The sequence below is a fragment of the Roseobacter sp. MH60115 genome (assembly GCF_015644665.1).
In the GTDB taxonomy this organism is placed as follows: domain Bacteria; phylum Pseudomonadota; class Alphaproteobacteria; order Rhodobacterales; family Rhodobacteraceae; genus Roseobacter.
In genome coordinates this window covers 341,914-354,287 of sequence record NZ_JADOBQ010000004.1, presented here as the reverse complement: position 1 = coordinate 354,287, position 12,374 = coordinate 341,914, and the positions used below count along the sequence as shown (strand labels likewise).

At 52.7% G+C, this 12,374-nt stretch carries 14 protein-coding genes; 7 read left to right on the top strand and 7 right to left on the bottom strand.

What is annotated here, in order from left to right; translation table 11 throughout:
- Nucleotide 1: 1 nt before the first annotated feature.
- The 7 genes from motA (at nucleotide 2) to ISX84_RS14755 (ending at nucleotide 8,284) form a co-directional block, all read left to right on the top strand.
- Entirely contained in the window at nucleotides 2-871 is an 870-nt protein-coding gene (motA, locus tag ISX84_RS14785; RefSeq protein ID WP_195821146.1) for a flagellar motor stator protein MotA, read from the top strand.
- Complete coding sequence (locus ISX84_RS14780; protein ID WP_195821145.1) at nucleotides 871-3,123, top strand: hypothetical protein; 2,253 nt, start codon at nucleotides 871-873, stop codon at nucleotides 3,121-3,123. Before motA ends, ISX84_RS14780 begins: the two co-directional genes overlap by 1 nt.
- Nucleotides 3,124-3,230: 107 nt before the next feature.
- Nucleotides 3,231-3,935 carry a transglycosylase SLT domain-containing protein gene (locus ISX84_RS14775; protein ID WP_195821144.1) on the top strand — a complete coding sequence of 235 codons (705 nt, stop codon included), beginning with the start codon at nucleotides 3,231-3,233 and terminating at the stop codon, nucleotides 3,933-3,935.
- On the top strand, nucleotides 3,932-6,022 hold the full coding sequence (gene flhA / locus ISX84_RS14770; RefSeq protein ID WP_195821143.1) for a flagellar biosynthesis protein FlhA: 2,091 nt from the start codon (nucleotides 3,932-3,934) through the stop codon (nucleotides 6,020-6,022). Before ISX84_RS14775 ends, flhA begins: the two co-directional genes overlap by 4 nt.
- On the top strand, nucleotides 6,019-6,789 hold the full coding sequence (locus ISX84_RS14765; RefSeq protein ID WP_299860020.1) for a flagellar biosynthetic protein FliR: 771 nt from the start codon (nucleotides 6,019-6,021) through the stop codon (nucleotides 6,787-6,789). The genes flhA and ISX84_RS14765 overlap by 4 nt, the downstream gene beginning before the upstream one ends.
- A complete protein-coding gene (gene flhB, locus ISX84_RS14760; protein WP_195821142.1) occupies nucleotides 6,786-7,871 on the top strand; it encodes a flagellar type III secretion system protein FlhB in 1,086 nt (361 codons plus the stop codon). Before ISX84_RS14765 ends, flhB begins: the two co-directional genes overlap by 4 nt.
- Nucleotides 7,871-8,284: a hypothetical protein gene (locus ISX84_RS14755; protein WP_195821141.1), complete on the top strand. Its 414-nt coding sequence runs from the start codon at nucleotides 7,871-7,873 to the stop codon at nucleotides 8,282-8,284. Before flhB ends, ISX84_RS14755 begins: the two co-directional genes overlap by 1 nt.
- A 246-nt stretch (nucleotides 8,285-8,530) precedes the next feature.
- On the opposite strand, the gene ISX84_RS14750 is transcribed toward ISX84_RS14755, so the two are convergent.
- The 7 genes from ISX84_RS14750 to fliE are packed head-to-tail and all read right to left on the bottom strand — an operon-like array spanning nucleotide 8,531 to nucleotide 12,357.
- Nucleotides 8,531-9,061 carry a flagellar basal body-associated protein FliL gene (locus ISX84_RS14750; protein ID WP_195821140.1) on the bottom strand — a complete coding sequence of 177 codons (531 nt, stop codon included), beginning with the start codon at nucleotides 9,059-9,061 and terminating at the stop codon, nucleotides 8,531-8,533.
- Nucleotides 9,062-9,073: 12 nt separating this feature from the next.
- Entirely contained in the window at nucleotides 9,074-9,805 is a 732-nt protein-coding gene (gene flgH / locus ISX84_RS14745) for a flagellar basal body L-ring protein FlgH (protein WP_195821139.1), read from the bottom strand.
- A 9-nt stretch (nucleotides 9,806-9,814) separates the two neighbouring features.
- Entirely contained in the window at nucleotides 9,815-10,237 is a 423-nt protein-coding gene (gene flgA, locus ISX84_RS14740) for a flagellar basal body P-ring formation chaperone FlgA (protein WP_195821138.1), read from the bottom strand.
- Nucleotides 10,234-11,019, bottom strand: a complete 786-nt coding sequence (gene flgG / locus ISX84_RS14735) for a flagellar basal-body rod protein FlgG (protein ID WP_195821137.1) — start codon at nucleotides 11,017-11,019, stop codon at nucleotides 10,234-10,236. The genes flgA and flgG overlap by 4 nt, the downstream gene beginning before the upstream one ends.
- Before the next feature lie 25 nt (nucleotides 11,020-11,044).
- Complete coding sequence (locus ISX84_RS14730; RefSeq protein ID WP_195821136.1) at nucleotides 11,045-11,758, bottom strand: flagellar hook-basal body complex protein; 714 nt, start codon at nucleotides 11,756-11,758, stop codon at nucleotides 11,045-11,047.
- Nucleotide 11,759: 1 nt separating this feature from the next.
- Entirely contained in the window at nucleotides 11,760-12,029 is a 270-nt protein-coding gene (locus ISX84_RS14725; protein WP_195821135.1) for a flagellar biosynthetic protein FliQ, read from the bottom strand.
- 1 nt (nucleotide 12,030) lies between these two features.
- Nucleotides 12,031-12,357, bottom strand: a complete 327-nt coding sequence (fliE, locus tag ISX84_RS14720) for a flagellar hook-basal body complex protein FliE (RefSeq protein ID WP_195821134.1) — start codon at nucleotides 12,355-12,357, stop codon at nucleotides 12,031-12,033.
- Between the last annotated feature and the right edge of the window lie 17 nt (nucleotides 12,358-12,374).

Here is a 12,374-nt window from a genome sequence, read left to right as displayed (position 1 = left end):
AATGATCGGAATCATCGGCATTGTAGTCATTTTCGTCATGGTCTTCGGCGGCTATCTCGCCGCTGGCGGCAAGATGGGTATTATTTTCAAAGCACTCCCCTTTGAAATAACAATGATTGGTGGAGCGGCACTGGGCGCATTTCTGATCAGCAATGATTTCTCCGCCATCAAACAGACTGCGCGGGACATGGGCCGTGTTTTCAAGGGTCCCAAATGGGCTCATGAGGACTATAAGGATCTTCTCTGTCTGCTGTTCGAACTTATTCGATTGGCCCGCCAAAACCCCGTCGCCATTGAAGAGCACATCGAAGCGCCTGATGAGTCATCTATTTTCTCGAAGTACCCAAAGATTTTGAAGGACCGCGAGGCCATCGCGTTGATTTGCGACACTATGAGATCGGCTTCGATGAACTACGATGATCCGCATCAAGTTGAAGAAGTGCTTGAAAAGCGCATGGAGGCAAACATGCATCATGCTCTGCATTCAAGTCACGCGCTCCAGACTGTGGCCGATGGTCTGCCAGCTTTGGGGATCGTTGCGGCTGTGCTTGGCATCATCAAGACTATGGGATCCATCGACCAGCCGCCAGAAGTGCTCGGAAAGCTCATCGGTGGCGCGTTGGTAGGAACATTTCTTGGTGTTTTTCTGGCCTACTGCTTTGTCGGACCTTTCGCGGCAAAAGTGAAAACCGTCACTGAAGAAGACGGTCATTTCTACCAGTTGATAAGAGAGGTTCTCGTCGCAAACCTCCACGCACATGCAACGAACATTTGCATCGAAGTTGGGCGCCAGAATACGCCATCGCATTGTCGCCCAAGTTTCTCGGAGCTTGAAGAAGCGCTAAAGTCGGTCAAGCAAGGTGCCGCGTGATGAGACTTGCTGGGTTTGCGAGCCTGCTTTTGGCAATCTTTGCAACTGTGGCATCCGCCAATCCAATTATTGTACGGTCTGGCGATCACAATGGCTTCACCCGGTTGGTGATGAGGTTGCCGGAAGGTGTCCAATGGCAGGTCGCCGAAACGCGTGGTCTGAAGACTATCACGGTCACCGGTCATCAGGCAGGTTTTGACACCAGCCGTGTATTCGATGTTATCCCACGAAATCTGCTGACAGGTGTGCGTGACTACCCATCACGCCTGGAACTGGAGCTTTCATGCGATTGCGAGCTGGACACCTTTGTAGAGCAAAACGAATTTCTAGTCTTAGATATCCTTGATGGACCAGCTTTGCCGCCTTTGGAAGTTCGACAGACTCCGCGGTTCGTCGCTACCCAACCTGCATCCAGATTCAATTTCGGTGATCTGCTCTGGTCTGAATATGCGCCGGATGAACGTGGGCAGCCACTGAAGGGCAGCAAGGTTGAGGAGGAGTCGGACGCAAATGAAACTTCTGAAGTCAATCTGGACGCGCAAACGGCACTAATTGAGGAAACTAGGCAACGGTTACTGCGTGGGATTGGTGATGCCGCGTCACGCGGCATTCTCGAGCCTTCAACACCGGACATGCAAGCATTTGAGCAGCAACCACAAGTGCCTCAAGACCGTGAGATATTTGATTCTTCAGAGCAGGAAGTTGTCGCGACGATCCCCGGAACAGGTAACATTCGAATCACGAATGCGAGGGATGTTCCAGCAACTGATGAGCTAAACAACCTCATGCTGTCAGGTGAAGTATGTCCCGATCCAGATGGTGTGGCAGTTTCCAGCTGGGGCAATGATACCCCTTTTGGCTCGCAGTTTTCCGACCTTAGGAATACGCTCTACAGTGAAGTTGATCGGCTGGACACCGCTACAGTATTGAGACTTGCCCGTAGCTACTTGTACTTTGGGTTTGGCGCAGAAGCAAAACAAGTACTGCGACTCTCCGACGAGGTTGTGGCAGAAAACCCAGAACTGATGGATTTGGCGGACATCATCGAATATGGATTTGCACGAAATCCGCGTTTCGTTCATCGCTTTGCAGATTGCGATTCTGATCTTGCACTTTGGGGCACGTTGGCAGCCAAGAAAATTCCAGAAGACAAAGTCATTAACGAGAATGCAGCTCTTCGAGCGCTTGCTAAATTACCCGAACACCTGAAAAGGTTCTTAGCACCTGCCTTGAGTTCGAGGTTTTCAGATCGTGGAGATTTGGAATTTGCATCAATCGCATTGAGAAACGTTGAGTTAGGTAGGGACGCCGTGCAGGCAGATGCCGGAATTGCCAAGGCAAAAATTGCGAAGAATTCTGGAGACACAGAATTTGCGGAAGGCCTCCTCAAAGAGGTAATTGAAGACAATGCGGCAGAAACACCAGAAGCTTTGATTGCCTTCATTGATAACCGCTTGGCAGAAGAGAAAAAGGTACCTGCAGATATCGCACTCCTAATTGAAACGTATGCTTTCGAAAGACGGAATGATCCAATTGCAAAGGAAATCATGCGAGCACACGTTATCGCATCATTGTATTCAGATCAGTTTTCAAAGGCATTTGAGGCGATGGAAAATCCAACCATCGCAGCGGATGAAGACCTGACTGCGGAGTTACTATCTCATGCATTTACATCTCTATCGAAGAACGCGGATGACATTACGTTTCTTGAGAAGTTTTATGCCGAATTCCCCAGTTCCACCGAACAGATGATGTCTAAATCAGTGTTCATAACTGCCGAGCGGCTCTTGAAACTGGGATTTCCCATAGAAGCTGAACAGTTGCTATCAACCATCAACGAAAATAGTCGAACCAAAGAAGTGAGTTTACTTCACGCAGAGGCGTTACTCTTGCTTAAAACTCCTGAATTGGCCATGCCTTTACTGGAGAGTATTGAGGGGGAGCGGGTAGATCATCTTCGGGCTAGAGTGCTGATGGAGATGGGGCAGATTCAATCTGCGTTCGAGTTGTTCCAAGCGGCCAACACACCGGATGAGGTTATCCGATCGGCTTGGTTGGCAAACAATTGGTCTGATTTGATGCCATCGGATGCTCCCGTCCTTAGTGAGGTTAGTTCACTCGCAAAACAACCTGTATTAGACATTGAAGCGGAAGATGGAATGTTGGCAACATCCAGTTCAGCTCTTGAACAAAGTGCAATGGCACGGGAGACTTTGGAAGCCATGCTGGAACGCTTTGCGATCTCTCGCTAGCCGATCTCTTCGAGCTATCGGGAAAAAGATCATGGCCAGTTACTTAAAATAAACCTCGAAACGATATCAATTCGGTGCCGCAGTACGCGGCTATGAAGAGGTGCAGAATGCCGTTCAACCGTAAGCTTTTAAGATTAAAGAATGCTCTGCTCATCGCACTAGTAATTTCTTTCAACCTAGGGGATGCGGATTGCGCAACGGCTACCGAGGGCTGTGACCATTTGGCAGCTACGGTGTCACAGGAATACGACGTTCCTCTTTCCGTCCTGCGGGCAATCCCACGAACAGAAACAGGGCGGAAAGGGAACGGCAGTCTGGAACCCTGGCCTTGGGCAACAAGAGCTTTGGGTCAAGGGTTTTGGTCCGAAAGCAAGACCTCAGCGGTCAACAATACGCAACGTCAAAATAATGGCGAAGTGACCAATGTAGACATCGGTTGCTTCCAATTGAGCTATCGGTGGCCTGTGCATGCATTTACATCGATTTCCGAGATGTTTGATCCTGCAAAAAATGCACGATATGCGGCGCAGTTTCTGACACAGCTATACGCAGAAAAGGGACGTTTGATACAAGCTGTCGGCGCCTATCGCTCTCTCACCCAAGAACGTGCAGCACGATGTAAGGGAAAGTCTTCTGAAGCACACGCCAATTTTGCAAGCAGCGACACGAGTGCGTCGCCCAAGGCACCTGCAAATGAGAACCAGTTTCCGCTGTTAAAAAGCTCAAATGCACAGCCAGGCCTTAAATTACTGGTACCCCAGGGCGACCCAACATCGCGGCGCGTATTGGTTCAGTGCAAAGGGGAGATATGATCTTGCAAAATCTAACTGCCAAAGCCCTGTTCAATCCAACGATCATGCTGGCTGTAGCTCTCATGGCCGTAATTGTCATGATGATCCTGCCAATGCCGGCTTGGGTGCTTGACGTTGGCTTGGCCGCGTCTTTTGCCCTGGCAATTCTAATTTTTACAGTAACCTTGTTTATTGAACGACCGTTGGATTTCTCAGCTTTTCCAACAATTCTGCTCGCTTCTCTTATGTTGCGACTGTCGCTCAATGTTTCATCGACCAAGCTGATCATTGGCGAAGGACACACCGGCACAGACGCAGCTGGTGATGTCATCGAAGGGTTTGCTCAATTTGTGATGGGCGGTAGTGTATTTCTTGGCCTGGTTGTCTTTTGCGTCTTGCTGATCGTGAACTTCATGGTGATCACCAAGGGTGCCACCAGAATGGCGGAAGTCGGCGCGCGTTTTGCTTTGGACGGCATGCCGGGAAAACAACTCGCGATCGACAGTGACATGTCGGCCGGCGCCATCACACATACAGAAGCCAGAGAAAGAAGAGAGAGAGAACAACAGGAAACCACATTCTTTGGGTCTCTGGATGGTGCATCCAAATTCGTGAAAGGGGATGCAGTAGCAGGCCTGTTGATCACGCTGCTCAACCTGGTCGCGGGCCTTGTCATGGGCATTGCGGTTCACGATATGCCGATCGGCCAAGCTTTCGAGACATATGCAATCCTCACGGTCGGCGATGGTCTGGTGTCTCAGATCCCTGCGGTGGTGATTTCGATCGCGTCAGCGCTATTGCTGGCCCGCGGTGGCGCGCAAGGCGCGACAGATTTGGCGGTCTTTAACCAATTAGGGAGGCACCCTGCCGCGCTGGCAACAGTGTCCGGTTTGATGATTCTCTTTGCCTTGTTTCCAGGTTTGCCATTTGCACCCTTCATTTTCGGGGGCGCAATACTAGGATTAGTGGCTTACTGGTTGCATCGAAAGGCGAAAGCCAAGGCGTCATCAACCGAACTGGCGGCAACAGAAGCAGAATTGCCGAAAGAAAAGCCGCTTGGTGATATCCTTGAGCTTGATGATGTCCATGTCGAATTTGCGCCGGATCTGGTCAACATGGTGCTTGATCCTGGCACCGGCCTCGATGCGCGAATTTCGAATATGCGAACTCATGTTGCTTCCGTTTATGGCTTAATACTTCCGGAAATTCGATTGACGGACAACGCCGCGCTCCCTGTCGGAACGTATGTCATTAGAATTCAAGGCGTGGAACAGGCCCGGGCCGAATTGAATCCGGACCAAATACTCGCTCTGATCCCTGAAGGCGCCACGTCACTGCCAGGAGGCAGTGACACAACGGAACCGGTTTACGGTGCGCCGGCAAGGTGGATCAGTACGCGTTCTCAAGAGCAAGCTGCGCTGGATGGCCTGACATTGGTCACGCCTGCGGAGATCCTGGCGACGCATCTTCTCGAAACCGTCAAACAAAACTTCAGCCGGTTGCTATCCCTGAAATCTTTGAGACGTCTTCTGCAGGAGATGACAAATGTATCTGATCCAACACGCGCAGAGGCGAACCGTAAACTTCTCGATGAGATGATCCCCGACAAGGTGCCAATTGACGTTCTGCATGCTGTACTGCGGCTTCTCCTCGACGAACAGGTCTCGATCAGGAATCTCCCCCTCATTCTCGAGGCGACCGCTGAAGCACGCGCGCAAAATGCGCAACCTGAAGCGATCTGCGAACATGTGCGCCAGCGCCTTGGGTTCCAGTTGGTAGCAGAAATGAAACGGGAGGATGGCACGCTACCGCTCGTACAATTGGCTCCGGAATGGGAAGATACGTTCAATACGTATCAGGTCGAAGCGGATCGGGGTCTCGACATCGCACTTCCGCCAGATATTTTCAATCAACTGGCTGAAAACATGTCGGAAAAACTCCAGGCTGCAAGTCAAAACGGCATAAATGCAGCTGTCGTGACGAATACGCGACGGCGCCGTTTCTTGCGAACTGTGATGCGTGCAAAGGGGATCACCAACCCGGTCCTCTCATTTGAAGAAATCGGATTGGATGCACGTCCATCACTCGTGGGTGTCGTGGCGGCGTGACCGGACTGGCACAACTTTTGCCGTTATTGAACGAAGCGCTCTGGCACGGGTTCGCCGTGTTTTTGCGCGTAGCCGCGATCACATCAATGCTGCCTGCATTCGGTGAACAAACGGTGCCAGCCCGCATAAAACTCGTTCTGGCGCTCGCCTTCACGCTCATCGTGGCACCGGCCGTTGTTCCTTATCAAATGCCGATCAATTTCGGCGACGTCACCCTTTTTATTTTTACCGAAGTTTTCGCGGGTCTGGCGCTCGGCATTGGCATCCGGCTTTTCATTCTCGCGCTTCAGACTGCTGGTACAATTGCGGCGCATTCGACATCGCTCTCGCAAGTCTTCGGCGGGGCTGGTGTCGATCCGATGCCCGCGATGGGCTACATCCTAATTATCGGTGGCTTAGCGCTCGCCGTGATGACTGGTCTTCATGTTAAGGCAGCGGAGCTTGTCATTTTATCCTACGATTTCATGCCGATGGGGCGATTCACAGCCGGATCTGTTTTGTCTGAATGGGGGGTTGCACAGGTCGCGCGCGCCTTCACTTTGGCCTTCACTCTCGCCGCTCCATTTATCATCCTTTCCGTGCTCTACAACGTCGCTTTGGGCGCTATTAACAAAGCAATGCCACAGCTGATGGTCGCATTTGTCGGTGCGCCGGTGATTACTGCCGGTGGATTGTTTCTGCTTCTGGTTTCATCCCCGTTGATCCTGTCGGTCTGGGTTGCGGCAATGGACACGTTTCTCGCAAATCCATTCGGTCCAATTCCATGAGCGATCAAACAGATCAGAGTGACAAGACCTACGACGCAACGCCGCAGAAGCTGCTGGATGCGCGGAAAAAGGGCGAAATTGCAAGGTCCACGGAAGTTTTGACCGCTTGTGCTTACGCAGGTCTATTGTTGGCGCTGGTTTCAGCCGGCAGCAGCGGCCTTCTTCAACTTGGCACGGCGATGATGGTATTGATCGATCAACCTGCACAGCTTGCCACATTGTTTTTTTCCGGAGCAGCGGCAGCGCCAACCGAAGGCATTCTGCGCAGTGTTTTTTGGTCAATATCGCCGATATTCGGTTTGCCGGCCGTGGCTGTTCTGCTCTGCCTGTTTGCAACCAAGGGGATTGTATTTGCCCCAACGAAGATCGCACCGAAACTCTCGAACATCTCTCTTATTTCCAACGCCAAGAACAAGTTCGGCCGACGCGGCTTTTTTCAGTTCGCGGTAAGTTTTGCAAAACTACTGATCTATTCGGCTTGCCTGGCTCTGTTCATTAACGCGCGTTTGGATGAAATGGTTTCTGTACTCCAAACAAATCCGCGCATCGTTGTTGCGTTGCTGGCAGAGATATGTCTTTCGTTTCTGTTTGTGGTCGTAATCGTTTCGGGTGTGATCGGCGCCATCGATGCCGTTTGGCAGCATTTTGAACATCTTCGAAAAAACATGATGTCGCGCAAGGAAATCATGGACGAGACAAAGAATAATGAAGGCGACCCTCATATGAAGCAAGAGCGTCGGCAGCGCGCTCAGACCATCGCCGGTGCCCAGATGATGGCCGATGTGCCTAAAGCTGATGTGATTATCGTCAATCCAACCCACTATGCAGTCGCGTTGAAATGGGAAAGAAAGCCTGGGCAGGCACCGGTTTGTGTCGCCAAGGGTGTTGACGAAGTGGCTCTCAAAATCCGTGAAATGGCCGCTGAAAATAATGTTCCAATACACAGCGACCCACCAACTGCACGTGCGTTGCATGCAACTACTGAAATTGGTGATCAGATCGCACCAGAACACTACAGAGCTGTTGCCGCCGCGATCCGGTTCGCCGAAGCTATGCGTCGTCGCGCGAAAGGGCGTGTGTGATGAAGCTGGAAGATCTTCGGAAACTGCGCGCCCTGGCCGATGCCAAGTACCGAGCCCGGCAACAGCTGTTCCAAAACCTGGTGCAGCGAGAAAACGCATTGCGCGCAGATCTCTCTCGGTTGGAAGAACAATCCAGAGCCGCCAATGTGCATAGTGATCCAGATATGCGCTCCATTGGCGCCGACGTCATTTGGAAAGCTTGGCTGGGAAAGGCAAGAGCATCCCTGAACATGAAACTCGCATTGGTTCTGGCAGAAAAGGACCAACATGTCCGTCAAGTGCGGCGTGCATATGGGAAGGTCCTTGCCGCAGACGGTTTGTTGCAGAAAATTGGGGAAGATAGTGAGCGTAAGCGCAGAGCAGCGGAGCTGGAGAGGGCAATCGAAATGACATTGCCTGCAACCAAGCGCTAGAAATCAGGGAACGAATGTAAGGCAACGATTGCCACTTTGTGATCGGCCATCCGCCGGTTTCGAAGGATAACTGCACTGCTGGTCGTCGATTTAGTTGTGTTTGGGAAGTCTGAAGATGTGTATTCGCTATCTCAATAGTCCGAACATCTCGAAACTGTCTTTCTTCGCAAACTTTCTGTTGGCGTATTGAAAAGCCTGGTCACCGTTCCCGAAAACTTCAAGGAAGCAAGTCAGAGCGGATCATCATCAGTAGTCCTGGCGCGCGACCTCGAAAATCAAGACATCATTGGCAACGTCAGAACCCATGACCTGCTGAGCGACCGCTTTGAGTTTCCGCCTGACGACATCGAGATTTTCATTATTGATAAAGGCTCCGTCAAACCCCCCTATGCTGGCATGATCAAAAAGAACTCTTAGAAATCCATCACGGAGTTTTGGTTCTTTTTCCAGCACATCCTCTCCGTAGCCAGCTACAACTTCAACACTAAGCGCCATAACGACCATTGCGGAGATACGTTCCTTTTCAACCAAAGGAACAACAAACTGATTTGGCAATCGGACATACTCCATACCAGCAGCAGCTTCGCCCGGTTTTGCATGCGCTTTGTCGCTATGATCGTCATGGGTTTTTTCGGCAGGCTCTTCTTCAGATGCCTCGGCACCTGGGTCCAATGAAGCTGTTTCTTCTTCTACAGGAGCCGGGCGCAGGAAAATTCCCGCGCCGACACCGGCTCCGGAACCGACCAATAGCATGATAATCGGGAGCAGCTTTTTCATTTCCAATTCCTTTTAGAAGGGCAGCACACCGTCGAGGACCTGTTGACCCAAACGCGGCTGTTGGACGTCCGTGATTTGACCGCGTCCACCGTAAGACACACGAGCCGTGGCGATCTTGTCGTACGTAATCTCATTCTGTCGCGAAATATCTTCTGGACGCACATAGCCTGATACTAGAAGTTCACGCATTTCGAAATTTACCCGCAGCTCTTGACTGCCTGAAATTGACAGAACGCCATTCGGCAGGACGTTCACGACCGTTGCCGCCACGCGCAGCGTCAGCTTCTCGTTACGCTTGACCGATCCATCTCCGGAAGAAGAGCTGCTGGAGTTGATCGACACAGCCTCCGCAGTAGATGCGCCGTCAGGCAGGCGCTCATCGATACGTTGCGGTAATCCGAAAAGCCCAGGAATACCCAAGCTTTCGGAACCAGAACGAGAGCGGTCCGTCGCGTTTGAAATTTCAGCTTCCTCGTCGATTTCGATGACGACCGTCAGAATATCACCCTGTTGCACCGCCCGGCGATCACCCAACAATGACTGTCTGGCCCCTGACCAAAGGGATGCGCGTTCGGTTGGACCCTTGGCATCCGTCCGCAAAGGTAGCCCCGGTGACATCATCGCGTTGTGTTCCGTGGTAGCTCTCGGAGACGTAAATGACGGTGGCTTGCCCAGATGGTCCATTCGACCGCATGCCGCGACAAGGGCCAAGCAAGCGATTGCAGTGCATTTTTGGAAAGTCATCGGATACCTCTACTGTTTAACTTGAACGGAACCGTCGGGCTGTACCTGCCCGAAGAGCGTGGCTCGGGACGTTAGGTTCATGATCCGAACCCGGTCTCCCACGCCTCCGCGTTCAAGCGACCGACCTTCGGTCGTAATGATCAGCCCCGCGGTTTCGAAGCGGATTGCAACAATCTGATTGCGTGCAACCAATGCGGGGGGGCCAATGTCGTCAACGAGAATGGGCCGCCCGGCGTATAGCGTTGTTCTTGCTTCCTGCCCGATGACATCTGTCACGCGGTCAAATCCATTTGGCACCTGACCTGCTTTTGTGCCAACGTCGATATCGGTAATGATCGCATTCGCCCGAATTGTTCGGATGGGGACGACCATATCAGCCAAGGCATGGCTCGCGGCACTCAGGACCAGCAGGGAAAACAGCAAACGGATCATCGGATTTGCGTCGTTGCGCCCATCATTTGGTCTGCGGCCGAGATCACCTTCGCATTCATCTCGTAGCCGCGTTGTGCTTCAATCAACTCGGTGATTTCACGCACGGCATCAACGGAGCTGTCCTCCAGATATCCCTGCCGCACAGTTCCCAAACCGTCTTCGCCGGGTGTGGAGACAAGCGGTGGGCCAGATGCCTCCGTTTCCGCAAATAGATTGCCACCAAGTGCTTCGAGCCCCTTTGCATTCGTGAAACCCGTCATGTTGAACTGCCCCAGGAGCTGCGCATCGGGCGAATCCGCGAAGTAAGCAAAGACCTCACCTGAGGCGTTTATAGAAATGCTGCGCGCGTCATCCGGGATGACGATCTGCGGCTCAACCGGGAACCCGTCTGAATTCACGATGAGACCTTCACCTGTGCGCTTTAGCCCGCCATCCCGCGTGTATGCGGTCAGGCCGGAAGGCAATGTCACCTCGAGGTACCCTTTACCTTCGATCGCCAGGTCGAGGTCACCCCCTGTCTGGCTCAGTGATCCTTGCTGCAGCTGCACGGAGACCGCTGCCGGACGCACACCAAGCCCGAGCTGAACGCCTGTGGGCATGACCGTTCCGTCCGTTGCACTGATCGTGCCGGGCCGCGTCTGTTGCTGGTAATGCAAATCGGCAAACTCGGCGCGGCGCGCATTATACCCGGTTGTGCTCATGTTCGAGAGGTTGTTGGAAATCGTCTCTACCCGCATCTGCTGGGCACTCATTCCGGTGGCTGCAATCTTAAGGGCACGCATTAAGCATCTCCTGAGTTGAAATTGGTTACTGAGACATCGCCCGCAGGGCCTGACGAACGCGTTCGTCTTCGGCCTCAAGGAAACTTGCGCCAAGCTCATAGGCGCGCTGTACTTCAATCATCCGGGTAATTTGCAGGACAGGATCCACATTCGAGCTTTCAACAAACCGCTGAAGAACCCGCGCCCTTTCGGCTGGCTCATATCCGTCATCAGCTCGGAACATCACCCCGTCTTCGCGGACCATCTCGCGGGCGTTGAGCGGCTGAACCACGCCAATCTGCCCAATCGGATTTCCCTCGCTGGAAATCGTGCCATCCGCGGAAACGGCAATATCCGCAGCACCGGGCGGCACAAAGACAGGAGCGCCACCAGCATCCAGAACCCGATAGCCGTCCATCGTGACAAGATCACCTTGTTCATTCGGCGAAAAAGCACCTGACCGTGTCAGGCGTTCCCCTGCCGGGGTTTCGACAAGGAAAAATCCGTCACCTTCGATCGCAAAATCGAAGGTTCCGCCGGTCTGCGTCAACGTTCCTTGCTGAAACGACGTTTGCCGCACATTGCCCTGACCCATCGAAAGGCTGGAAGCGCCGTCTATCGATTGGACGTACTCAGAGAAGACAAGGCCTTCCTGGCGGTAGCCGGTCGTCGCAGCATTGGCGATATTGTTCGCAACAATCCGCATCTCGCGCATGAGACCGGATTGGCGGGTCAGCGTGGTGTAGCCAGAGTTATCCATGTTAACCTCCGATGATCAACGGGATGATGCGATTTTGGAAAAACGACACCAGCGTTTGCGTCATGAATCCCATTGAAAGCCAGAAAACGATTACAATCGCGGCGAGTTTCGGCACAAACGTCAACGTCATTTCCTGAATGGACGTCAGCGCCTGCACCAGCCCAATCGACACACCCGTGACAAGGGCTGCTGTCAGGATCGGGATCGATATGATCACCGCGATCCACAACCCCTGTCGTAGAGTGTCGAAGAAGAGGACTTCATCAAGCATCTTAGACGGGCATCCGCAGGATTTCTTGATAGGCTTCCACAACCTTGTTGCGCACCGTGACCGCCGCCTCAACGGCCAGTTCCGTCTGGGCCAACGCCTGGACAAGCGCGTGCGGATCGGCATCCCCGATCATTGACGCCTTGGCGGTTTCTTCGCTTTCCGCCAGGGTCTGTGCAAAATCCACCGCCACTCTGGTCGCGGCTTCTGCCACAGTCGTTTCTTCCGGTGTGGGTTCGGTGGCCGGGCGCGCCTGCGCATAGCTTTCAATCGCGGATGTAGATCGCGAGTCCGTAAATCTTTGAATTGCCGATACAGCTTTCATATCCATTCTGGATCTCCTTGAAA